General features: G+C 43.8%; 20 protein-coding genes, 3 tRNA genes and 3 rRNA genes. 19 read left to right on the top strand and 7 right to left on the bottom strand.

Annotated elements, in window-relative coordinates; translation table 11 throughout:
* Positions 1 to 19: 19 nt before the first annotated feature.
* The 4 genes from ACE1SE_RS17825 to ACE1SE_RS17810 all read left to right on the top strand — a co-directional run bounded on the left by ACE1SE_RS17825 (position 20) and on the right by ACE1SE_RS17810 (position 2,318).
* Positions 20 to 1,009: a DNA-directed RNA polymerase subunit alpha gene (locus tag ACE1SE_RS17825; protein WP_038269634.1), complete on the top strand. Its 990-nt coding sequence runs from the start codon at positions 20 to 22 to the stop codon at positions 1,007 to 1,009.
* Between the two features lie 40 nt (positions 1,010 to 1,049).
* Positions 1,050 to 1,442 (top strand): 50S ribosomal protein L17, encoded by a 393-nt coding sequence (rplQ, locus tag ACE1SE_RS17820; protein WP_074021494.1) that lies wholly within the window; start codon positions 1,050 to 1,052, stop codon positions 1,440 to 1,442.
* Between the two features lie 175 nt (positions 1,443 to 1,617).
* Positions 1,618 to 2,031 (top strand): Zn(2+)-responsive transcriptional regulator, encoded by a 414-nt coding sequence (gene zntR, locus ACE1SE_RS17815; protein WP_374052002.1) that lies wholly within the window; start codon positions 1,618 to 1,620, stop codon positions 2,029 to 2,031.
* An 86-nt stretch (positions 2,032 to 2,117) separates the two neighbouring features.
* Complete coding sequence (locus ACE1SE_RS17810) at positions 2,118 to 2,318, top strand: alternative ribosome-rescue factor A (protein WP_374052001.1); 201 nt, start codon at positions 2,118 to 2,120, stop codon at positions 2,316 to 2,318.
* A gap of 46 nt (positions 2,319 to 2,364) precedes the next feature.
* Here the strand turns inward: ACE1SE_RS17810 and trkA are convergent, their stop codons facing one another.
* The 4 genes from trkA to def form a co-directional block, all read right to left on the bottom strand.
* Entirely contained in the window at positions 2,365 to 3,741 is a 1,377-nt protein-coding gene (gene trkA / locus ACE1SE_RS17805; RefSeq protein WP_374052000.1) for a Trk system potassium transporter TrkA, read from the bottom strand.
* Between the two features lie 93 nt (positions 3,742 to 3,834).
* Positions 3,835 to 5,115 (bottom strand): 16S rRNA (cytosine(967)-C(5))-methyltransferase RsmB, encoded by a 1,281-nt coding sequence (rsmB, locus tag ACE1SE_RS17800; protein WP_374051999.1) that lies wholly within the window; start codon positions 5,113 to 5,115, stop codon positions 3,835 to 3,837.
* Positions 5,116 to 5,201: 86 nt separating this feature from the next.
* Positions 5,202 to 6,149, bottom strand: coding sequence for a methionyl-tRNA formyltransferase (gene fmt, locus ACE1SE_RS17795; RefSeq protein ID WP_374051998.1), 948 nt, complete (start codon positions 6,147 to 6,149; stop codon positions 5,202 to 5,204).
* Between the two features lie 24 nt (positions 6,150 to 6,173).
* Entirely contained in the window at positions 6,174 to 6,686 is a 513-nt protein-coding gene (gene def, locus ACE1SE_RS17790) for a peptide deformylase (protein ID WP_374051997.1), read from the bottom strand.
* Between the two features lie 133 nt (positions 6,687 to 6,819).
* On the opposite strand from def, the gene dprA reads away from it, so the two are divergent.
* Genes dprA through ACE1SE_RS17765 form a run of 5 tightly spaced genes read left to right on the top strand, consistent with a single transcriptional unit; the run spans position 6,820 to position 10,188 of the window.
* Positions 6,820 to 7,908, top strand: a complete 1,089-nt coding sequence (dprA, locus tag ACE1SE_RS17785) for a DNA-protecting protein DprA (protein WP_374051996.1) — start codon at positions 6,820 to 6,822, stop codon at positions 7,906 to 7,908.
* 60 nt (positions 7,909 to 7,968) lie between these two features.
* Positions 7,969 to 8,520, top strand: a complete 552-nt coding sequence (locus tag ACE1SE_RS17780; RefSeq protein ID WP_374051995.1) for a DNA topoisomerase family protein — start codon at positions 7,969 to 7,971, stop codon at positions 8,518 to 8,520.
* Between the two features lies 1 nt (position 8,521).
* Entirely contained in the window at positions 8,522 to 9,091 is a 570-nt protein-coding gene (gene tsaC / locus ACE1SE_RS17775; RefSeq protein WP_374051994.1) for an L-threonylcarbamoyladenylate synthase type 1 TsaC, read from the top strand.
* Between the two features lie 6 nt (positions 9,092 to 9,097).
* Positions 9,098 to 9,922, top strand: coding sequence for a shikimate dehydrogenase (gene aroE, locus ACE1SE_RS17770; protein ID WP_374051993.1), 825 nt, complete (start codon positions 9,098 to 9,100; stop codon positions 9,920 to 9,922).
* Entirely contained in the window at positions 9,919 to 10,188 is a 270-nt protein-coding gene (locus ACE1SE_RS17765) for a DUF1488 family protein (protein ID WP_374051992.1), read from the top strand. The genes aroE and ACE1SE_RS17765 overlap by 4 nt, the downstream gene beginning before the upstream one ends.
* Here the strand turns inward: ACE1SE_RS17765 and ACE1SE_RS17760 are convergent.
* Positions 10,155 to 10,709 (bottom strand): gamma carbonic anhydrase family protein, encoded by a 555-nt coding sequence (locus tag ACE1SE_RS17760; protein WP_374051991.1) that lies wholly within the window; start codon positions 10,707 to 10,709, stop codon positions 10,155 to 10,157. The two genes, ACE1SE_RS17765 and ACE1SE_RS17760, sit on opposite strands and share 34 nt — an antisense overlap.
* 490 nt (positions 10,710 to 11,199) lie before the next feature.
* On the opposite strand from ACE1SE_RS17760, the gene ACE1SE_RS17755 reads away from it, so the two are divergent.
* From ACE1SE_RS17755 to ACE1SE_RS17730, 6 genes are all read left to right on the top strand, one after another.
* Positions 11,200 to 12,741, top strand: a 16S ribosomal RNA gene (locus ACE1SE_RS17755).
* Between the two features lie 82 nt (positions 12,742 to 12,823).
* Positions 12,824 to 12,899: transfer RNA gene (locus ACE1SE_RS17750), tRNA-Glu, on the top strand.
* A 189-nt stretch (positions 12,900 to 13,088) separates the two neighbouring features.
* A 23S ribosomal RNA gene (locus ACE1SE_RS17745) occupies positions 13,089 to 15,998 on the top strand.
* Between the two features lie 82 nt (positions 15,999 to 16,080).
* Positions 16,081 to 16,196, top strand: a 5S ribosomal RNA gene (gene rrf, locus ACE1SE_RS17740).
* The 16S, 23S and 5S rRNA genes sit together here with 3 tRNA genes alongside, the layout of an rRNA operon.
* 54 nt (positions 16,197 to 16,250) lie before the next feature.
* Positions 16,251 to 16,327: transfer RNA gene (locus ACE1SE_RS17735), tRNA-Asp, on the top strand.
* An 8-nt stretch (positions 16,328 to 16,335) separates the two neighbouring features.
* Positions 16,336 to 16,411: transfer RNA gene (locus ACE1SE_RS17730), tRNA-Trp, on the top strand.
* 241 nt (positions 16,412 to 16,652) lie between these two features.
* On the opposite strand, the gene hdfR is transcribed toward ACE1SE_RS17730, so the two are convergent.
* Positions 16,653 to 17,513, bottom strand: coding sequence for an HTH-type transcriptional regulator HdfR (gene hdfR, locus ACE1SE_RS17725; protein WP_374051990.1), 861 nt, complete (start codon positions 17,511 to 17,513; stop codon positions 16,653 to 16,655).
* 115 nt (positions 17,514 to 17,628) lie between these two features.
* On the opposite strand from hdfR, the gene ACE1SE_RS17720 reads away from it, so the two are divergent.
* Positions 17,629 to 17,967, top strand: coding sequence for a MaoP family protein (locus ACE1SE_RS17720; RefSeq protein ID WP_099133079.1), 339 nt, complete (start codon positions 17,629 to 17,631; stop codon positions 17,965 to 17,967).
* 62 nt (positions 17,968 to 18,029) lie between these two features.
* Here the strand turns inward: ACE1SE_RS17720 and ACE1SE_RS17715 are convergent, their stop codons facing one another.
* Complete coding sequence (locus tag ACE1SE_RS17715) at positions 18,030 to 19,556, bottom strand: YifB family Mg chelatase-like AAA ATPase (RefSeq protein WP_374051989.1); 1,527 nt, start codon at positions 19,554 to 19,556, stop codon at positions 18,030 to 18,032.
* Between the two features lie 602 nt (positions 19,557 to 20,158).
* On the opposite strand from ACE1SE_RS17715, the gene ACE1SE_RS17710 reads away from it, so the two are divergent.
* The 3 genes from ACE1SE_RS17710 to ilvM all read left to right on the top strand — a co-directional run bounded on the left by ACE1SE_RS17710 (position 20,159) and on the right by ilvM (position 22,294).
* Positions 20,159 to 20,251: an IlvGEDA operon leader peptide gene (locus tag ACE1SE_RS17710; protein ID WP_139292496.1), complete on the top strand. Its 93-nt coding sequence runs from the start codon at positions 20,159 to 20,161 to the stop codon at positions 20,249 to 20,251.
* Positions 20,252 to 20,393: 142 nt separating this feature from the next.
* A complete protein-coding gene (gene ilvG, locus ACE1SE_RS17705) occupies positions 20,394 to 22,040 on the top strand; it encodes an acetolactate synthase 2 catalytic subunit (protein ID WP_374051988.1) in 1,647 nt (548 codons plus the stop codon).
* A complete protein-coding gene (gene ilvM, locus ACE1SE_RS17700; protein ID WP_074020690.1) occupies positions 22,037 to 22,294 on the top strand; it encodes an acetolactate synthase 2 small subunit in 258 nt (85 codons plus the stop codon). Before ilvG ends, ilvM begins: the two co-directional genes overlap by 4 nt.
* Positions 22,295 to 22,299: the final 5 nt, after the last annotated feature.

Here is a 22,299-nt window from a genome sequence, read left to right as displayed (position 1 = left end):
GCACCAAAGAGAGGACACAATGCAGGGTTCTGTGACAGAGTTTCTAAAACCGCGCCTGGTAGATATCGAGCAAGTCAGTTCGACGCACGCCAAGGTGACCCTTGAGCCATTAGAGCGTGGCTTTGGCCATACTCTTGGCAACGCACTGCGCCGTATTCTGCTTTCGTCTATGCCGGGTTGTGCGGTGACTGAGGTTGAGATTGATGGTGTACTGCATGAGTACAGCACCAAAGAAGGTGTACAGGAAGATATCCTGGAGATTCTCCTCAATCTGAAAGGGCTGGCGGTGAAAGTTCAGGGTAAAGATGAAGTTATCCTTACTTTGAATAAATCTGGCATTGGCCCTGTGACTGCAGCCGATATCATCCATGACGGTGATGTCGAAATCGTCAAGCCGCAGCACGTAATCTGCCATCTGACTGACGAAAGCGCTTCCATTAGTATGCGTATTAAAGTTCAGCGCGGTCGTGGATATGTGCCGGCTTCTGCCCGAATTCATTCGGAAGAAGATGAGCGCCCTATCGGTCGTTTGTTAGTAGATGCCTGCTATAGCCCAGTAGAGCGTATCGCCTACAATGTTGAAGCAGCTCGTGTAGAACAGCGTACTGACTTGGATAAGCTGGTTATCGAGATGGAAACTAACGGTACAATCGATCCTGAAGAGGCGATTCGCCGTGCAGCTACCATTCTGGCTGAACAACTAGAAGCTTTCGTTGATTTACGTGATGTACGTCAACCAGAAGTAAAAGAAGAGAAGCCAGAGTTTGATCCGATCCTGCTGCGCCCTGTTGACGATCTGGAATTGACTGTCCGCTCTGCTAACTGCCTTAAAGCAGAAGCTATCCACTACATCGGTGATCTGGTACAGCGTACTGAAGTTGAGTTACTTAAAACACCTAACTTGGGTAAAAAATCTCTTACTGAGATTAAAGATGTACTGGCTTCACGTGGACTTTCTCTGGGCATGCGTCTGGAAAACTGGCCACCAGCAAGTATTGCTGATGAGTAACTAGATCACAGGTTAAGGTTTTACTGAGAAGGATAAGGTCATGCGCCATCGTAAGAGTGGTCGTCAATTGAACCGCAACAGCAGCCATCGCCAAGCTATGTTTCGTAACATGGCAGGTTCTTTAGTTCGTCATGAAATCATCAAGACGACTCTGCCTAAAGCGAAAGAACTGCGTCGCGTCGTTGAGCCGCTGATTACTCTTGCCAAGACCGACAGCGTAGCTAATCGTCGTCTGGCATTCGCCCGTACTCGTGATAACGAGATCGTGGCAAAACTGTTTAATGAACTGGGCCCGCGTTTTGCGAGCCGTGCAGGTGGTTACACTCGTATTCTGAAGTGTGGCTTCCGTGCTGGTGACAATGCACCGATGGCATACATCGAGCTTGTTGACCGTGCAGCAGAGTCTCAGACAGAAGTAGCATCTGCAGAGTAATCTGTAGGAGCGTAAAAAGCCGGGTATTATCCCGGTTTTTTATTGCCTTTTAATTTTGATCCTCTAACTCTCCGTTTTATATTCATCAGCTAATCTGCAAATTTTTCCTGTTCAGATGATCTCTTAGCCTATTCTGATAGTATTGTGATTATTTTCTACTTGGAGGGATAATCTTATGTATCGTATTGGTCAGTTGGCTAAATTAGCATGTGTAACACCTGACACTATCCGCTTTTATGAAAAACAGGGGCTGATGCTTCATGGAGAAAGAACGGAAGGTGGTTATAGACTATATACTGAACAAGATCTACAGCGATTACGTTTTATCCGCTATGCAAAACAATTAGGTTTTACACTCGAAGCAATTGTAGAACTACTATCTATTAGGGTTGATCCTGAGCACCATACATGCAAGGAGTCAAAACATATTGTTGATTCTAGATTGCGAGAAGTTGAAGAAAAATTATTAGAAATGCAAAAAATGCGTGATTCTTTGAAAATGTTGAGTGATGCTTGTTGTGGTAGTACTCACGTCAGTACATATTGTTCTATATTGGAAATTTTGGAAGAAGGTGCGACAAACAGATAATTTTTCTTTATTGTTCTGAGTGCTAAGAGTACAATCGCACTGTTTTTAATCATAAAACGATTTTATTAATTAATTTAGAGATTATTATGACAACATATCGCCATAAAAAAGGTGTTATCAAAGATAATGCTATAGAAGCTTTATTACATGATCCTTTGTTTAGACAGAGAGTAGAAAAAAATAAAAAAGGTAAAGGAAGTTATAATCGTAAAGAAAAACATGGTAAAAAACATGGTTGGGAGGCCAATGATAATAGTTTTATCAAGTTGTTATCATTGGCCTTCTAGCTTTTTAAGTAGATTTTATTAATCGAATAAGTTCGAATTGATGTTTTTACAGGAAGAAAGGACTTGGCTGGAAAAGCTTTTCTACTTCAGGCACGAATTTTTTATCAGTAATAAACATGATTACATGATCACCTTGTTGAATAATACTGTAATCATTAGCAATGATGACTTCTTCATTACGGACAATGGCACCTATTGTTGTTCCTGGTGGTAATTTGATATCACTTATCTTACGTCCAACAACTTTTGAAGTATGTTCATCGCCATGAGCTATGGCTTCGATAGCTTCAGCAGCTCCTCTTCTTAATGAGAACACACTGACAATATCTGCTTTACGGACATGACCAAGTAGCGCCGATACTGTTGCTTGTTGAGGTGAAATTGCAATATCAATGACCCCACCTTGTACTAAATCAACATATGCACTGCGTTGAATAAGAACCATTGCTTTTTTAGCCCCCATTCGTTTTGCAAGCATGGCTGACATAATATTGGCTTCATCATCATTTGTTAGCGCTATAAAAACGTCAACTTGTTCAATGTGTTCTTCAGCTAGCAATTCTTGATCTGAAGCATCACCATAAAACACGATGGTATCGTGCAATAGTTCAGCTAATTCAATGGCTCTTTTTGGGTTATGCTCAATTAACTTGACGCTGTAGTCTTTTTCAAGCCGTAAGGCTAAGCCTGCACCAACATTACCACCACCAACAATCATGATGCGTTTATACGGTTTTTCAAGGCGTTGTAATTCGCTCATTACGGCCCTGATATGTTGTGATGCTGCCACGAAGAATACTTCATCTCCAGCTTCAATAATTGTTGAACCTTGTGGTCTAATGGGGCGATCTTGACGAAATATTGCAGCAACTTTGCTATCAATATGTGGCATATGCTCTCGGAGTGAGGATAAGGCATTGCCTACCAGTGAACCACCATAATAGGCCTTAACTGCGACAATGCTGACACGCCCTTCAGCAAAATTAACAACTTGTAATGCTCCTGGGTATTGGATTAATTTATAGATGTAATCAATAACCAGTTGCTCAGGAGATATTAGGTAATCAATAGGAATATCATCAGGTTGAAATAATTTTTCTGATTCTCGGATATATTCTGATGAGCGTATTCTGGCGACTTTATTAGGCGTGTTAAATAGAGAATAAGCAATTTGGCATGCAACCATATTGGTTTCATCTGAATTTGTGACAGCTATTAACATATCAGCATCTTCAGCGCCAGCTTCCTTCAATACTCTGGGATGGGAGCCATGACCATTGACAACTCGGAGATCGAATTTATCCTGTAACTGGCGTAGACGATCTGTATCGGTGTCAACGACAGTAATATCATTGTTTTCATCAACTAAATTCTCAGCTAATGTTCCACCAACCTGACCAGCACCCAGAATGATTATCTTCATAGCATTCTCTTCTCAATTGGAAGCCATTTTCTATTCTTGCTATTTTAGCAAAACCACAAAATTCTCTCGTTCAGTTGGAACGAGAGAGCGTTATTATTGCTTATTTAGTCGGGCATAAAAGAAACCGTCACCGCCCGTAGCTTCTGGAATAATTTGTGTTCCAGGGGTATCCAAATTACCTGCTTCTGATAATACTGCATCGGGATGACGGGCCAAAAATGCTTTTATTTGCTCACTATTTTCCTGAGGTAAAATTGAACAGGTGGCATAAACCAGCGTGCCATTTCGCTTCAAATATGGCCAGATAGCTTCAAGGATTTCAGATTGCAGTGTAACCAATTGATCTATATCTTCATTCCGGCGTAACCATTTTATGTCAGGGTGACGGCGAATAACCCCTGTAGCAGAGCACGGCGCGTCAAGAAGAATACGATCAAATTGTTCATCAGCAGCCCATTCGTGTGGAAGGCGTCCATCACCTGTTTTGACGACAGCATGCAAATTAAGCCGCTGTAAATTCTCTTTTACTCGCTTAATTCGTTGTTCATCAACATCGATAGCAAGAACCTTAGATTTTGGTGCTATTTCGAGGATATGGGTGGTTTTTCCACCAGGTGCAGCGCAAAGATCTAGTATATATTCACCATCACATGGGTTTAAGAGTTCAGCACATCCCTGCGCGGAGCGATCCTGAATAGTTACCCAGCCTTGATTAAATCCGGGTAGGGCACTGACAGGACAGGGATTTAGAAGACGAATAGCATTAGGATGGTTGATATCTAATTCTGCTTCTATATTAGCTTCTTCTAATAGTGCAAGATATTCTTTCGCCGTATGATGAAATTGGTTAACTCGTAGCCACATAGGTGGTTTTTGGTTGTTGGCATCCACTATAGTTTGCCAATTTTGTGGATATGCTTTTTGAATGCGTTCTAGCAGCCATTTGGGATGTAAGTATTGATTATTTTCCCGTTCAATTAATTCTTGTTGTTGGCGCTGAAATTGGCGAAGGACACCATTAATTACTCCCTTCAGCTGTGGTCGTTTTAAATTAGTTGCGCCATTGACGGTTTCGGCCAGTGCAGCGTGTGCAGGTATACGTGTATATATCAGTTGATATATACCAACCATGATTAGGTAATGGAAAATACGTTGTTTTCCTTTCAATGGCTTTGCCATTAGTTGACTGATAAACCACTCAAGTTGAGGTAATACTCTCATCACACCAAAACAGATCTCTTGCAACAGCGCCTTATCTTTATCAGAAACTTTTTGTTGGAGTTCAGGTATAACAGTGCTGAGGGATTGCCCTTGCTCAAGCACTTGAGTGATTGCTTTTGCAGCGATGCTTCTCAGGTTATATGTATTTTTCATGGTATGGTCAAAGAGCTGACTTTCGTCAGCATAGTAAATAGGAAGAAGCCTGAATGCAAAAATATTCAGGCAAAGTCAGGTTAGTATTAGTTGAGTTTGCTGCCAGGTATAAACCACTCACGTTTGGAGTTTAAGAGATCGGCAACTGACATTGCTTTTTTGCCCGGTGGTTGCAATTGAACAATATTTAATATCCCATCCGCAGTTGCAATTTGAATACCTTTTTTATCTGCGCTGATAATTGTTCCCGGAGCTTGGGTGGTTTGCTCTGCAATGACTTCTGCCTGCCAGATTTTAATTGGTTGATCATCAACTAAGAAGAAGCTCATAGGCCAAGGGTTAAAGGCTCGAATACAACGCTCAATTTGGCTTGCAGGTAAATTCCAATCTACTTTTGCTTCATCTTTACTCAGTTTTTCAGCATAGGTTGTGAGAGTGTCATCCTGAATTTCAGGCTGGAGTGTTCCCGATGTGATCAAATCTAAGGTGTTCAGTAAGGCTTTTGGCCCAATATCGGCAAGTTTTTCGTATAAGCTAGCACTGGTATCTTCATTTGTAATTGGACAAATGGCTTTCAACAGCATATTACCAGTATCAAGTCCTGCATCCATTTGCATGATCGTTACGCCAGTTTCTTGGTCGCCAGCCCAAATGGAGCGCTGAATGGGGGCTGCACCTCGCCAGCGAGGTAACAAAGAACCATGGACATTCAAGCAGCCCAAGCGTGGTATATCTAAAACGGCTTGAGGAAGAATTAAGCCATAGGCAACAACGATCATAATATCAGCTTGTTGCGCCATGACCCATTGCTGGCTTTCTTCCGTACGTAAGGTTTTTGGCTGGAAAACAGGAATATCATGTTCTTCAGCCAATACCTTTACAGGACTTGGTGTCAGTTTCTTACCTCTTCCTGCCGGCTTGTCTGGTGGAGCGAGCACTCCGACAACCTGGTGTTGAGAGTTTAATAAAGCAGCCAAATGACGAGCCGCGAAATCAGGTGTTCCGGCAAAAATAATACGTAAAGAATCAGACACTGTTATTTCCTGCAATAATAAGAATTATTTGTTTTTGGCTCTCAGTCGATCAATTTTTTCAACTTTCTGACGGATGCGTTGGCGTTTCAATGGTGATAAATAATCAACAAAGAGTTTACCGACTAAATGATCCATTTCATGTTGAATACAGATTGCCAGTAATCCATCGGCTTCTAACTCAAATGGTTGGCCGTCATAGTCTAAAGCCTTAATTTTTACTTGCTCAGAGCGAGGCACAAATCCACGCTGTTCAGGAACAGATAAACAACCTTCTTCTATTCCTGTTTCACCAGTTTCATTAATCAATTCCGGGTTAATCAGAACAAGACGTTGATCACGATCCTCAGAGATGTCAATGACAATAATTCTCTGATGTATATTGACTTGTGTTGCCGCTAAACCAATACCTTCTTCTGCATACATCGTTTCAAACATATCATCAACGATACGCTGGATTTCTGCATCGATTTTTTCTACTGGCTTGGCAACTGTGCGAAGTCGCTCGTCTGGATAATGTAATACTTGTAAAACTGACATATATGTTTAGAACTGCATCCAAAAAGTGAGTGATAATTGATGCCTATTCTAGACATTTCCCATTTAGATTGACAGTATTGGCCATAAATTAATCATGAGAGGGTTGCTCTCAACCTCAGGTCAGGATGACGATATGGAAGCGATGGAAATGTGGTTAAGAATGAAAATGGTCTCTCATCTTTCAGCAGCGAAGGCCATGCTTATTATGGATCGCCTGTTACAAACGAAAAATTGCAGTATATCTTCCCTTAAATCATGTGGTCTGTCATCTGCGCAATGCTTGCAATTTATGAAAGCTAACACATCCGCGCTGGTTTCGGCTCTCAATTGGTTAGAACAACCAGATCATCATTTGTTGACTTTTTCTCATCCCGCATATCCGCCTTTATTAAAGCAAATACACTCTCCACCTCTTATTCTTTTTGTTGTAGGTGATGTATCGGTCTTATCTCAAAAGCAAATTTCAATGGTTGGTAGTAGGGCTGCGACTTTTTATGGCGAAAAATGGGGAAAGATATTTGCTAGTGACTTGGCTAAAAATAATCTGGTAATAACTAGTGGGCTGGCGATTGGTATTGACGGTATTTGCCATCAGGCAGCATTGGATTCGGGAGGGAAAACAGTAGCGGTACTTGGTAGTGGTTTTAAAAATATCTACCCCAGTAGACATAAGTCTTTGGCCAGACATATTAAAGACCATGGTGCATTAGTTTCCGAATTTTTTCCTGATGCGCCACCTAAAGCCAAGCATTTCCCAAGGCGAAATCGAATTATTAGTGGGTTAAGTTTGGCTCTTCTTATTGTGGAAGCTCATAAGAATAGTGGATCACTGATTACAGCGCGTTGCGCTCTTGAACAAGGGCGAGATATCTTTGCATTACCTGGTCCATTAGGCACTCCTGCGAACGAAGGTAATCATTGGTTGATTAAACAAGGGGCTTATTTGGCAACAAATGTAATGGATATCATGGAACATATTAGTTCGTCGTTTCAATGGATTAACATCGAAGAGAAAGGCCAGGGGGAAGAAAATAAACAATTTGAACAAACAGAGTTGCCATTTGTGGATGTGCTGGTTAACGTAAGTAGTGAAGTTACACCTATTGATGTGATTGCCCAGCGCTCTTTCCTACCTGTTACCGAAGTTATGACCAAATTATTGGAGTTGGAACTCATGGGAAAAGTTGCTGTTGTTGCTGGTGGGTATGTCCGAACTAATTAAGCGATTTTATTTGTGCTTTTTCCAATGTTATGGTGGCTGCCGATATTCAGCGAGTGAGATATGTCTAAGAAAGTCCCTTTTACTATAAAAGAAATAGAGCGTTGCCCTGAGTGTAATGCTGAGTTAGTGATCCGCAATGGCGTTCATGGCCCATTTTATGCGTGTTCCAGTTATCCATCTTGCCAATATCTTCGTCCTTTGAAAGTACAAGTAGATGGACATATTGTTAAAGAATTGGATGGGCAAATCTGTCCCAAATGTGGTTTCACTTTAGTCTTACGCCAAGGGCGTTATGGTATGTTCGTTGGCTGTGGTCATTATCCTGAATGTGAATATACAGAATTAATTGATAAGCCAGATGATACGTCAATTAATTGCCCTCAATGCCAGCAAGGAAAATTACTCCAGCGTAAATCTCGTTTTGGTAAGACATTTTATTCCTGTAGTCGTTATCCAGAATGTCAGTTTGCACTTAACAATAAGCCAACCTCAGGTGAATGCATGTTTTGTTGCTATCCATTGTTAATAGAAAAGCGCACTTCCCAAGGCGTAAAATTATTTTGTGCCAGTAAATTGTGTAGTAAGCAGCAAGTTAACGAAATTGAGAAATGAAATGAGTTACGTAATCTCACCAGTATTTGATGAAGTTATCACGGCCTTAAAAGAAGAAAAAGTTATTGCCTATCCAACTGAAGCCGTTTTTGGATTAGGGTGTGATCCTGATAGTGAAAATGCAGTGCAAGAGCTATTAGCGTTGAAAAATAGGCCTTGGGAGAAAGGGTTAATTCTTATTGCTGATAAGTATGAGAGATTATGTCCTTATGTTGATGATGAACAGATAAATGATACACAGAAAGAAACCATATTCTCATCTTGGCCTGGTCCTGTTACGTGGGTAATCCCCGCTAAAGCAACTACACCAAAATGGTTGACTGGCAAATTTTCAACATTGGCCGTTCGAGTTACGGATCATCCTTTGGTTCAGCAGCTATGTGCTATATATGAAAAACCACTTGTTTCGACCAGTGCAAATATAAGTGGATTAGAACCATGTCGTAGTGTAGAAGAAGTACGGCGGCAATTTGGCAATCGTGTCCCAATATTAGAAGGAGAAGTTGGTGCGCGTAAAAATCCATCAGAAATCAGGGATGCGTTAACTGGCAAATTATATCGGCAAGGATAGATAATCATGGATAAATTCGCTGTTTTTGGTAATCCAATCGCACATAGTAAATCTCCTTATATTCATCAATTGTTTGCTGAACAAACAGGTATCGAACATCAGTATGGGAGAATACTTGCTCCGGTAGAAAACTTTGAACAAACCTTAACTCATTTTTTCGAACGAGGGGGATTAGGAGCGAATATCACTATTCCTTTCAAAGAGAGAGCCTATAGATGCTCAGATGAATTGACTGAACGGGCAAGTATCTGTGGTGCAGTTAACACATTAAAACGGATAGAGGGAAACCGACTGCTCGGTGACAATACTGATGGAATGGGATTGTTAGTAGACTTGCAGCGACTCGAATTCCTCTCTCAAGGACAGAAAATTCTGATTATAGGCGCTGGTGGAGCTGCGAAAGGTGTATTGTCTCCTTTGTTATTACTGGGCTGTTCAGTCACTATTACTAACCGAACATTTGAACGTGCTCAAATAATCGCAAATACATTTTCGCTATTAGGTGATATCCAGGCCATTGAAATGAGTGCTCTTGGCCTTATTATTCCAGATTTTGATATTATCATTAATGCAACAGCTTCTGGCCTTGATGGACAAATTCCTGCCATCTCTCCGTTTATTTTTCAAAATAATAGTGTGTGTTACGACATGTATTACCAGCATGGATTAACCCCTTTCCTTACGTTTGCTCATCAAAACGGTGTTTCACGTCTGGCTGATGGCTTAGGTATGTTGGTAGGGCAGGCTGCATATTCTTTTGAATTATGGCATGGAGTACTCCCCGAAATAGAACCTGTTTTAACGACCTTAAGACGGGAGTTACATGTATGAACCAATCAATTCAATTTCCTGATCGTGAAGAGTGGGATGAGGTAGAAAATAAGGTGATATTCCCAGCAATGGTGGATGGTTTGCTGGTGGAGTGTATGATTAGTTCTGATGAAATAATAGAGCGTTATGGTAAGGATCATCACCCACTCGATTTGTTTCGCCAACATCGCTGGGACTTGGAAGAAGAGTTTGAAACAGCCATTTTGAGTGGGAATGATGATCAATTTGGACGCTACTCTTTGCTTTCAGATTGTGTTGATAGATAATCATTTTTCCAGCTAACGTAATTATTAGCGGAATAAAGCAGCCCTTCCAATTCTTCAGGTTTGAGTTTTCGTACTTGTTTGGCAGGGCTACCGACGTACAGGTAACCGCTTTCTAATTTTTTACCTGGAGGAATTAGGCTACCAGCTCCAATCACAACATCATCTTCAATAGTCACTCCATCAAGTAAAATGGAACCCATGCCGACCAAGACTCGATTCCCAATTTTACACCCATGTAGCATTGATTTATGACCTACCGTGACATCTTCGCCAATTATGAGTGGGAAGCCATTTGGATTATCAGGAGATTTATGAGTCACATGTAAAACAGAACCATCTTGAATATTTGTACGTGAACCAATGGAGACATAATTTACATCTCCTCGGATAACTACAAGGGGCCAAATGCTGACATTGTCTGCTAATCTGACATCCCCAATTACAATAGAAGAAGGATCTAAAAGAACTTTTTGACCGACTTGAGGATAGAAATTTAGATACTGGCGTAAAACAGTAGGCATAAAAACCTCAACAATAAGAGTGGATCGCAAACATATAAACAATTATATAGGAATGTTATTGAGGAAAAAAACGCCATGCAATGGAATAATCTGCATTAATCTTAGCCTGTTTGAGTGATTTTTATATTTAAAAGAACAAAAAGCGTTCGCTTGAAAATAAAATTGCAAAAAACTCTTGTCAGCGCCGTAAAACCCCCTATAATGCGCCATCACTGACCGACGCAGCGCTGAAGCAGGCCGCGCAGGACGGGGAGAGAAAAGCGAAAATAAGCGCTTGACTCTGGCGGCGAAAAGCGTAAGATACGCAGCCTCGTAACTCGGAAGAGACTTCCGGTTGCCAACGCTCTTTAACAAATTAATCAGACAATCTGTGTGGGCACTCGCAAGACACTTATCCAAGCCGAAAGGCAAAAAGATTTAAAGTCTTGAAGAGTGACTGACAGTTAATTCATTACGAACTAACAGTAGAATTCTTTGAGCATCAAACTTTTAATTGAAGAGTTTGATCATGGCTCAGATTGAACGCTGGCGGCAGGCCTAACACATGCAAGTCGAGCGGCAGCGGGGGAAAGCGTGCTTTCCTGCCGGCGAGCGGCGGACGGGTGAGTAATGTCTGGGGATCTGCCCGATGGAGGGGGATAACCACTGGAAACGGTGGCTAATACCGCATAACCTCTTGGGAGCAAAGTGGGGGACCTTCGGGCCTCACGCCATCGGATGAACCCAGATGGGATTAGCTAGTAGGTGGGGTAACGGCTCACCTAGGCGACGATCCCTAGCTGGTCTGAGAGGATGACCAGCCACACTGGGACTGAGACACGGCCCAGACTCCTACGGGAGGCAGCAGTGGGGAATATTGCACAATGGGCGCAAGCCTGATGCAGCCATGCCGCGTGTATGAAGAAGGCCTTCGGGTTGTAAAGTACTTTCAGCGGGGAGGAAGGCGCAGGGTCGAAGACACCTTGCGATTGACGTTACCCGCAGAAGAAGCACCGGCTAACTCCGTGCCAGCAGCCGCGGTAATACGGAGGGTGCAAGCGTTAATCGGAATTACTGGGCGTAAAGCGCACGCAGGCGGTCAATTAAGTTAGATGTGAAATCCCCGGGCTTAACCTGGGAATGGCATCTAAGACTGGTTGACTAGAGTCTCGTAGAGGGGGGTAGAATTCCACGTGTAGCGGTGAAATGCGTAGAGATGTGGAGGAATACCGGTGGCGAAGGCGGCCCCCTGGACGAAGACTGACGCTCAGGTGCGAAAGCGTGGGGAGCAAACAGGATTAGATACCCTGGTAGTCCACGCTGTAAACGATGTCGATTTGGAGGTTGTGGCCTTGAGCCGTGGCTTCCGGAGCTAACGCGTTAAATCGACCGCCTGGGGAGTACGGTCGCAAGATTAAAACTCAAATGAATTGACGGGGGCCCGCACAAGCGGTGGAGCATGTGGTTTAATTCGATGCAACGCGAAGAACCTTACCTACTCTTGACATCCACGGAATTCTGCAGAGATGCGGAAGTGCCTTCGGGAACCGTGAGACAGGTGCTGCATGGCTGTCGTCAGCTCGTGTTGTGAAATGTTGGGTTAAGTCCCGCAACGAGCGCAACCCTTATCCTTTGTTGCCAGCACTTCGGGTGGGAACTCAAGGGAGACTGCCGGTGATAAACCGGAGGAAGGTGGGGATGACGTCAAGTCATCATGGCCCTTACGAGTAGGGCTACACACGTGCTACAATGGCGGATACAAAGAGAAGCGACCTCGCGAGAGCAAGCGGACCTCATAAAGTCTGTCGTAGTCCGGATTGGAGTCTGCAACTCGACTCCATGAAGTCGGAATCGCTAGTAATCGCAGATCAGAATGCTGCGGTGAATACGTTCCCGGGCCTTGTACACACCGCCCGTCACACCATGGGAGTGGGTTGCAAAAGAAGTCGGTAGCTTAACCTTTAGGAGGGCGCTGACCACTTTGTGATTCATGACTGGGGTGAAGTCGTAACAAGGTAACCGTAGGGGAACCTGCGGTTGGATCACCTCCTTAACCTAAGATGGTGAAATGTGAGTGTTCACACAGATTGTCTGATGAATGAAAGCAGAGCAAGCGTCTGCGAAGAAGACTTTGAGTCCCCTTCGTCTAGAGGCCTAGGACACCGCCCTTTCACGGCGGTAACAGGGGTTCGAATCCCCTAGGGGACGCCATCTTGCTCGGGTAACGGGTGAAAGACGGTGCCGATAAAATATTGTTAAGCGGACGTGCGCGTCGGTTTAGCAATATTAGCTCTTTAACAATCTGGAACAAGCTGAAAATTTGAAACAATCGATGTTGTTGAACGATAACATTGATGAGTCTCTCAACCCCTCCAATCTGAAGACACCTTCGGGTTGTGAGGTTAAGCGACTAAGCGTACACGGTGGATGCCTAGGCAGTCAGAGGCGATGAAGGACGTGCTAATCTGCGAAAAGCGCCGGTGAGCTGATATGAAGCGCTATCAGCCGGCGATGTCCGAATGGGGAAACCCGGTGCAATCCGTTGCACCATCCTTACCTGAATCCATAGGGTAAGGAGGCGAACCGGGGGAACTGAAACATCTCAGTACCCCGAGGAAAAGAAATCAACCGAGATTCCCCCAGTAGCGGCGAGCGAACGGGGAGGAGCCCAGAACCATCATCAGTTTGTGTGTCAGTGGAAGCGTCTGGAAAGGCGCACAGTAAAGGGTGACAGTCCCGTACACGAAGAGACACAGGCTGTGAGTTCGATGAGTAGGGCGGGACACGTGGTATCCTGTCTGAATATGGGGGGACCATCCTCCAAGGCTAAATACTCCTGACTGACCGATAGTGAACCAGTACCGTGAGGGAAAGGCGAAAAGAACCCCGGCGAGGGGAGTGAAAGAGAACCTGAAACCGTGTACGTACAAGCAGTGGGAGCCCTGATTTATCAGGGTGACTGCGTACCTTTTGTATAATGGGTCAGCGACTTATATTCTGTAGCAAGGTTAACCGCATAGGGGAGCCGCAGGGAAACCGAGTCTTAACTGGGCGTTAAGTTGCAGGGTATAGACCCGAAACCCGGTGATCTAGCCATGGGCAGGTTGAAGGTTGGGTAACACTAACTGGAGGACCGAACCGACTAATGTTGAAAAATTAGCGGATGACTTGTGGCTGGGGGTGAAAGGCCAATCAAACCGGGAGATAGCTGGTTCTCCCCGAAAGCTATTTAGGTAGCGCCTCGTGAACTCATCTTCGGGGGTAGAGCACTGTTTCGGCTAGGGGGTCATCCCGACTTACCAACCCGATGCAAACTGCGAATACCGAAGAATGTTATCACGGGAGACACACGGCGGGTGCTAACGTCCGTCGTGAAGAGGGAAACAACCCAGACCGCCAGCTAAGGTCCCCAAGTCATGGTTAAGTGGGAAACGAAGTGGGAAGGCTCAGACAGCCAGGATGTTGGCTTAGAAGCAGCCATCATTTAAAGAAAGCGTAATAGCTCACTGGTCGAGTCGGCCTGCGCGGAAGATGTAACGGGGCTAAACCATGCACCGAAGCTGCGGCAGCGACATGAATATGTTGTTGGGTAGGGGAGCGTTCTGTAAGCCGTTGAAGGTGAACTGTGAGGTTTGCTGGAGGTATCAGAAGTGCGAATGCTGACATAAGTAACGATAAAGCGGGTGAAAAACCCGCTCGCCGGAAGACCAAGGGTTCCTGTCCAACGTTAATCGGGGCAGGGTGAGTCGACCCCTAAGGCGAGGCTGAAAAGCGTAGTCGATGGGCAACAGGTTAATATTCCTGTACTGGCAATAATTGCGATGGGGGGACGGAGAAGGCTAGGCAAGCCGGGCGACGGTCGTCCCGGTTTAAGTGTGTAGGCGGGATAACCAGGCAAATCCGGTTATCCGTTACGCTGAGGCACGATGACGAGGCACTACGGTGCGGAAGTTGCTGATGCCCCGCTTCCAGGAAAAGCCCCTAAGCTTCAGATTATTGTTAATCGTACCCCAAACCGACACAGGTGGTCAGGTAGAGAATACTCAGGCGCTTGAGAGAACTCGGGTGAAGGAACTAGGCAAAATGGTGCCGTAACTTCGGGAGAAGGCACGCTGGCGTTAGGTGAAGAAACTTGCTTTTGGAGCCGAGGCCAGTCGCAGATACCAGCTGGCTGCAACTGTTTAATAAAAACACAGCACTGTGCAAACACGAAAGTGGACGTATACGGTGTGACGCCTGCCCGGTGCTGGAAGGTTAATTGATGGGGTTAGCCGCAAGGCGACGCTCTTGATCGAAGCCCCAGTAAACGGCGGCCGTAACTATAACGGTCCTAAGGTAGCGAAATTCCTTGTCGGGTAAGTTCCGACCTGCACGAATGGCGTAATGATGGCCAGGCTGTCTCCACCCGAGACTCAGTGAAATTGAACTCGCTGTGAAGATGCAGTGTACCCGCGGCAAGACGGAAAGACCCCGTGAACCTTTACTATAGCTTGACACTGAACCTTGAGCCTTGATGTGTAGGATAGGTGGGAGGCTGTGAAGTGTGGACGCCAGTCTGCACGGAGCCATCCTTGAAATACCACCCTTGAATGTTTGATGTTCTAACGCAGGCCCGTTATCCGGGTTGCGGACAGTGTCTGGTGGGTAGTTTGACTGGGGCGGTCTCCTCCCAAAGCGTAACGGAGGAGCACGAAGGTTGGCTAATCCTGGTCGGACATCAGGAGGTTAGTGCAATGGCATAAGCCAGCTTGACTGCGAGAGTGACGGCTCGAGCAGGTGCGAAAGCAGGTCATAGTGATCCGGTGGTTCTGAATGGAAGGGCCATCGCTCAACGGATAAAAGGTACTCCGGGGATAACAGGCTGATACCGCCCAAGAGTTCATATCGACGGCGGTGTTTGGCACCTCGATGTCGGCTCATCACATCCTGGGGCTGAAGTAGGTCCCAAGGGTATGGCTGTTCGCCATTTAAAGTGGTACGCGAGCTGGGTTTAGAACGTCGTGAGACAGTTCGGTCCCTATCTGCCGTGGGCGTTGGAAGATTGCAAGGGGCTGCTCCTAGTACGAGAGGACCGGAGTGGACGCACCACTGGTGTTCGGGTTGTCATGCCAATGGCACTGCCCGGTAGCTAAGTGCGGAAGAGATAACCGCTGAAAGCATCTAAGCGGGAAACTTGCCTTAAGATGAGTCTTCCCTTGTCCCTTGAGGACACTGAAGGAACGTTCGAGACGAGGACGTAGATAGGCTGGGTGTGTAAGCGTTGCGAGACGTTGAGCTAACCAGTACTAATGAACCGTGCGGCTTAACCTGACAACACCGAAGGTGTTTTGGGGTGAGAGAGAGAAAAGTTTCAGGATAAAAACAGCTTGTTCGGGATTGAAAACAGGATTTGTCTGGCGGCAATAGCGCGGTGGTCCCACCTGACCCCATGCCGAACTCAGCAGTGAAACGCCGTAGCGCCGATGGTAGTGTGGGGTCTCCCCATGTGAGAGTAGGGCACTGCCAGACATTCATTAAAAACTTGTTGCCGGCATAAAAGGCAGCAGGCTAAAGAAATTCGGTGGTGCGGTAGTTCAGTTGGTTAGAATACCGGCCTGTCACGCCGGGGGTCGCGGGTTCGAGTCCCGTCCGCACCGCCACCGTATTTAGGGGCGTAGTTCAATTGGTAGAGCACCGGTCTCCAAAACCGGGTGTTGGGAGTTCGAGCCTCTCCGCCCCTGCCAGTTAACAAATAAGTAATAATTGATATAGCTTTCAGATTAATAGCCCAGCTAAAGTTAGCTGGGTTTTTTCTTGTTTGTCATTTTTGTACAGTTCTAACGTACTATGGCTCTAACATATTGCAGCTTTGACCTATGTTTTTACTGACATTATAGTTTTAACTTCTAGTCTTGTGTAATTCTAATTTCTTCGCGGGCGCGACTCCTTTGCGCATTCTATACCGTACATTACTCCTTATTTTTTCTATAGTTTTGCTATAAACGTTGTTTTTGTAGTTACAGGTGCTTTTTCAACAGGAATTTTTAATAAGTGTTGGATAAGCGCTTGTTGGTCACTGTTTTGTAGCCATACAGCGTACAATGGGCGTTCTATTAACTGATTATGAGGTAAGGCAACAAGTTTCGGATATTCTTCTTGCCAATGTACAGGAAGGAAGGTTGCAGCATTAACGCTATCCAATAACTCTCTGGCAATATGCGCTGATGTGGTTGTAATGATAGGTGGATGATCATTCTTTAAGATTTGTTGTTCTTGTTGGTGAAAATCAGCTCCCCACTCTAATTTAATATAATTTTCTACTGTCTTATCAAGGTCATGTAGGGTTGTTAATAAAATAAGCTGGATATTACCTATCAACTGACTTTGGAATTCATCCATTTTGGGTGGTTCAGTGGTAATTAGGAGATCCAATTCACGAGAATGCAATTGCTTGACTAATGACTGGCGTGTCGAAACCAATGATTCGATTCTTATTTCCTGATGGTGTTGATAAAATGTATTTATCCAGGATGTTAGATAACATTCCCATAGGGATGCTGTAGCGCCGATAGAGAGTTTTGTATGCTGGGCGACATAATTGATTTCTTTCTTCGCCAATTGCCAGGTACTCATTAGTGATTCTGCATAAGGTACCAGACGTTCTCCGGCTGCAGTTAGGCGGATATTATTACGATGTCGTGTGAATAGATTGGTACCCAGCTGATTTTCTAGTTGGCGGATACGAAAACTAACAGCGGATTGTGTTAAATAGAGCGATTCAGCTGCCCGACCAAAGTGACGAGTCTTACTGACTTCCAAAAAGGTTTTCAGTAATTCAGTGTCCACATGTATCTCCAATAGTTTTTGTCGTTAAGATTTAAATATTTTGTTTTACAGAATCTCAAGCCTCCCTAATACTCCGCGCCATAATTAGTATGACTTAGAGTTAGGAGTGTGTCAGATGGCTGAAAGCTTCATCACGACTAATCGTTTTTTTGATAATAAAAATTATCCACGTGGATTTTCCCGTCATGGTGATTTCACCATCAAAGAGGCCCAATTGCTAGAACGTTATGGTCATGCGTTCAATGAATTGGACCTTGGTAAACGTGAACCTCAAACAGAAGAAGAAAAACTGTTTGTTGCAGTTTGCCGTGGTGAACGTGCACCTGCAACGACAGAGGAAAAGGTATGGACTAAGTATTTGGCAAAAATTAGCCGTCCAAAACGTTTTCATACCCTTTCTGGCGGAAAACCACAGCTTGATTCTTCAGAGGACTATACCGATACTGATGATTAATACCATCATTAATATTAATCATCTATCCAAGAGGGGCTGCTGTCCCTCTTCTAACCGATAACTTATCCAACCTGTTTCTGTAATTGAATAAGTAATCTATCCATACTTCGGTAGCTGAGTGCTTCCATAATATCTGGTTTTTCTATTCTTGTTTGTTCTTTTAAATCTGCAATTGTGCGAGAAACTCTAAGTATCCTGTGCCAGGCACGTATAGATAATCCTAATTTCAATAAAGTATTTTCCAGAAAAACGGCATTTTCCATACTAATTTTGCAAATATCTTCGGTTTGTTTGCTACTGAGATGGGCATTGATGTGCCCACTGCGCTCTATTTGTATTTTTCTTGCTCTTGCTACGCGTTTTTTGATTTCTTGACTACTTTCTCCATATTTTGTTGATGATTGACTTAAAATTCCAGGAGGAAGCAGTGGAACTTCAATAGAAAGATCAAAACGATCTAAAAAAGGGCCTGACAGTTTAGAGAGATAACGTAATACTTGGTGTGGACTGCTTCGGTTATGCATCCCCTGATAATAGCCGGTTGGGCTAGGGTTCATGGCTGCAATCAATTGAACCTGGGCAGGAAAGCGAACTTTTGCTCTGGCACGGGATATCACTATCTCGCCAGATTCTAACGGTTCCCGCAGGGCATCAAGGACACTGCGATTAAATTCAGTTAATTCGTCTAGAAATAACACACCATTATGGGCAAGAGAAATTTCTCCCGGCTTAGGTATTGAGCCTCCTCCAACAAGAGCTGCCATTGAAGAACTGTGATGAGGGGCTCTAAACGGGCGTATATGCCATTTTTGAGGGTTAACTGGACATCCGGCTAAACTATTGATTGCAGCGACGTCTAGAGCTTCCTGATGCGTCAATGGCGGTAATAAACCACATAATCGGCTGGCAAGCATAGTTTTGCCGGTGCCTGGAGGACCGAGCAGCAGAAGATTATGACCGCCAGTGGCTGTGATCTCCAGTGCCCGTTTAGCTTGTTCCTGTCCAATAATATCTTGTATATCCAAAATAAATGATTCAGTCTGTAGTTCGACAGGAGAAGGAGGGGATAAAGTCGCACTTTCTCCTTGTAAGAAATGGCAGACTTGCAGTAAATGATTTGCTATTAGCGTTTCGTTTTGAGACAAAATTGCCAGTTCAGCTTGATTTTCTGAGGAGAGGATAAGTTGTCTTCCTGCCTTTTTTGCACTCAATGCTGCGGGAATTGCTCCCATAACTTGCCGTATTTCACCAGAGAGTGCTAATTCACCTAAAAACTCATAATTATGTAGCTTATCTGTCGTGATCTGCTCCGATGCAGCTAAAATTGCAATAGCGATGGGCAAATCATATCTTCCTCCTTCTTTGGGGAGATCTGCTGGTGCTAAATTGACGGTAATCCTCTTGGGAGGATAAGTAAAACCACTATTGATCAGAGCGCTTCGGACACGATCTCTGGCTTCCTTTACGGTAGTTTCAGGTAAACCAACAAGAGTGAGACCGGGTAAACCATTACTGATATGTGCTTCTATCGTGACGATAGGGGAATCAATACCAATTGTTGCCCGTGTATGAATAACGGCCAGTGCCATGATGCTCTCCTTAGCAAGAAAGCTATTATCATGGATCGATAAAAAATAATGAAAAGTCGCCTTTCTTTATTTTGTGAAAAGGTTCGTAAATATATTTATCACTATGATTATACTGACAACCATTCGGTTGTTTAGATTTTAATAATAACATGATGTTATATATGAATAATCTAATAAGCTGGAATTCTTATGATAAAAAAATCGAGTGGGAATAAGTGGTACTCATCGATAATCATAACTTAATAAAATAGATAAATTTAATTTAATGAATTTTGAACCCATAGTACTATTAACTATGACAATAATTAACTGTAAAAATTAATTGTGATCGTATTTTTGCCATGTTATCGAAACTTAGACGATTAACTCGTTTTTCTATCACTTTATTTATTAATTATTTTACTAAACAAATGGATAGCAATTTTTTCTGAGATGAAAAGGAGTAAATTACAGTGGATTTATCTATTTTTTAGTTATCTAAATGAAAAATATAAATAAAATAATTTTGTTATAAAAAAACAAAAATAATCGTTGTCAACAATCATAGAAAGTGATAACTCTTAAATATACGTCAATCATACGAATTAAAAACGAATAGAATTATGAACGCATTTGTCCTAGTGATTAGCCTAATTATTAGCGTGGTGGTGATTATCCCACCGTGCGGGGCTGCACTTGGACGAAGAACGGCTTAAACAGAAAAATAGCCAGATTCCGAAAAACCCCCGCACCGAAAGGCGCGGGGGTTTTTTTTAGGCCAGATATGGGTTCGACAAGCAGAAGCAACAAAACATCACAACAGCTAACAGCAAGGTAAACGTAACAGGGGAGACGACAATGAACGGGGCACAATCGGTTGTAGAGGCATTACGAAAACAGGGAATTGAAAAAGTTTTTGGTTATCCTGGTGGAGCAATCATGCCAGTTTATGATGCGCTGTATGATGGTGGTGTTGAGCACATTTTGTGTCGCCATGAACAAGGCGCTGTTATGGCAGCCATTGGCTATGCGAGGGCAAGTGGTAAGCCAGGAGTTTGCATCGCGACATCAGGGCCAGGAGCGACAAACTTAATCACGGGATTGGCTGACGCATTATTGGATTCCGTTCCTGTTATCGCTATTACCGGTCAGGTAAGTTCTGAATTTATCGGGACAGATGCCTTTCAGGAAATCGATATCCTGGGCATGTCTCTTTCTTGTACAAAGCACAGTTTTCTTGTTGATTCATTGGAAAAATTACCTCAAATCATGGCCGATGCTTTTTCCATTGCCATGAATGGGCGCCCAGGCCCTGTTCTGATTGATATACCAAAAGATATTCAGTTAGCACAAGGTGATTTCCCTCCCTATTTAATACCGATCCTCCCTAAATTTTCTCTTCCAAAACAAGAGATTGAATTGGCTCGTCAATTGTTAGCTTCATCTCGGAAACCTATTTTGTATGTGGGTGGAGGGGTTGGCATGTCTGGTGCTGTTCCTGAATTGCGTAATTTTGTATCTGAAACGGGTGTTCCCGTTGTTTCCACATTGAAAGGCTTGGGAGCGGCAGATTTTGAACATGAATGTTATTTGGGAATGTTAGGGATGCATGGTACTAAAGCCGCTAACCTTGCCGTTCAATCCTGTGATTTGTTAATAGCCGCTGGGGCGCGTTTTGATGACCGTGTGACAGGAAAGTTGAATACTTTTGCACCTCATGCCAAAGTGATTCATTTGGATATTGATCCTGTTGAATTTAATAAATTACGTCAGACTCATGTTTCATTATTGGGTGATTTAAAAACCCTATTACCTCATTTACAGCAACCTTTATCGATCCAAGCCTGGCAGCAAAAAATCAAACAATTAAAAAACGAACATGCATGGTGTTATGACTATCAGGGCGAAAGCATTTATGCTCCGTTGCTGTTGAAGCAGGTTTCTGAACGTGCTTCGTCCAGTACGGTTATCACAACCGATGTTGGGCAGCATCAGATGTGGGCTGCTCAACACATGACTTTTAGTCAGCCAGAAAATTTCATTACATCAAGTGGATTAGGCACGATGGGATTCGGTATTCCAGCGGCGGTTGGTGCCCAGATGGCTCGTCCTGAAGATATGGTTATCTGCATATCTGGTGATGGCTCCTTCATGATGAATGTTCAGGAATTAGGCACTATTAAACGCAAGCAATTGCCGGTCAAACTGATCTTATTGGATAACCAAAGATTGGGCATGGTTCGTCAGTGGCAAGAGCTGTTTTTTGACAAACGTTATAGCGAAACGATCTTAACTGATAACCCTGATTTTCTTACGTTGGCGCAGGCGTTTGGTATTCCGGGACAGAGAGTTACTGACAAAGCACAAGTGGATGAAGCATTGGATGCTTTATTCAACAGCGAGGGCGCGTATTTATTACATGTGTCTATTGATGAATTAGAGAATGTCTGGCCATTGGTTCCACCAGGCGCAAGCAACGAAGCCATGTTGGAGAAATCATTATGAGACAGCATCAACTTGCTATTAAGGCGCGGTTTTGTCCTGAAATGTTGGAACGGATTTTGCGGGTTACCCGTCACCGTGGGTTTCAGATATGCGCATTGAATATGGATCATATAACAGATAGTGATAATGTAAATATTGAACTCACCGTGTCTAGCCAGCGTCCAGTTAATTTACTTTTTTCCCAACTGATGAAATTGGTGGATGTGGCTGGTGTTGAGATCAAAGACAAAGAATCACGATTAATAAGCGCATAATGCGC

The sequence above is a fragment of the Xenorhabdus taiwanensis genome (assembly GCF_036512875.1).
Lineage (GTDB): Bacteria > Pseudomonadota > Gammaproteobacteria > Enterobacterales > Enterobacteriaceae > Xenorhabdus > Xenorhabdus taiwanensis.
Note: the sequence above shows the minus strand (reverse complement) of the source record. Positions and strands in the feature narration are given on the sequence as shown.

Bases quoted from the DNA above. Each gene is read 5' to 3' on its own strand.
- ACE1SE_RS17765 (WP_374051992.1), top strand. From the start codon at position 9,919: ATGAACCAATCAATTCAATTTCCTGATCGTGAAGAGTGGGATGAGGTA.
- ACE1SE_RS17710 (WP_139292496.1), top strand. From the start codon at position 20,159: ATGAACGCATTTGTCCTAGTGATTAGCCTAATTATTAGCGTGGTGGTG.
- ACE1SE_RS17720 (WP_099133079.1), top strand. From the start codon at position 17,629: ATGGCTGAAAGCTTCATCACGACTAATCGTTTTTTTGATAATAAAAAT.
- tsaC (WP_374051994.1), top strand. From the start codon at position 8,522: ATGAGTTACGTAATCTCACCAGTATTTGATGAAGTTATCACGGCCTTA.
- dprA (WP_374051996.1), top strand. From the start codon at position 6,820: ATGGAAGCGATGGAAATGTGGTTAAGAATGAAAATGGTCTCTCATCTT.
- aroE (WP_374051993.1), top strand. From the start codon at position 9,098: ATGGATAAATTCGCTGTTTTTGGTAATCCAATCGCACATAGTAAATCT.
- ACE1SE_RS17810 (WP_374052001.1), top strand. From the start codon at position 2,118: ATGACAACATATCGCCATAAAAAAGGTGTTATCAAAGATAATGCTATA.
- ACE1SE_RS17715 (WP_374051989.1), bottom strand. From the start codon at position 19,556: ATGGCACTGGCCGTTATTCATACACGGGCAACAATTGGTATTGATTCC.
- ilvG (WP_374051988.1), top strand. From the start codon at position 20,394: ATGAACGGGGCACAATCGGTTGTAGAGGCATTACGAAAACAGGGAATT.
- def (WP_374051997.1), bottom strand. From the start codon at position 6,686: ATGTCAGTTTTACAAGTATTACATTATCCAGACGAGCGACTTCGCACA.
- rplQ (WP_074021494.1), top strand. From the start codon at position 1,050: ATGCGCCATCGTAAGAGTGGTCGTCAATTGAACCGCAACAGCAGCCAT.
- rsmB (WP_374051999.1), bottom strand. From the start codon at position 5,115: ATGAAAAATACATATAACCTGAGAAGCATCGCTGCAAAAGCAATCACT.
- zntR (WP_374052002.1), top strand. From the start codon at position 1,618: ATGTATCGTATTGGTCAGTTGGCTAAATTAGCATGTGTAACACCTGAC.
- ACE1SE_RS17825 (WP_038269634.1), top strand. From the start codon at position 20: ATGCAGGGTTCTGTGACAGAGTTTCTAAAACCGCGCCTGGTAGATATC.
- ilvM (WP_074020690.1), top strand. From the start codon at position 22,037: ATGAGACAGCATCAACTTGCTATTAAGGCGCGGTTTTGTCCTGAAATG.
- ACE1SE_RS17780 (WP_374051995.1), top strand. From the start codon at position 7,969: ATGTCTAAGAAAGTCCCTTTTACTATAAAAGAAATAGAGCGTTGCCCT.
- ACE1SE_RS17760 (WP_374051991.1), bottom strand. From the start codon at position 10,709: ATGCCTACTGTTTTACGCCAGTATCTAAATTTCTATCCTCAAGTCGGT.
- trkA (WP_374052000.1), bottom strand. From the start codon at position 3,741: ATGAAGATAATCATTCTGGGTGCTGGTCAGGTTGGTGGAACATTAGCT.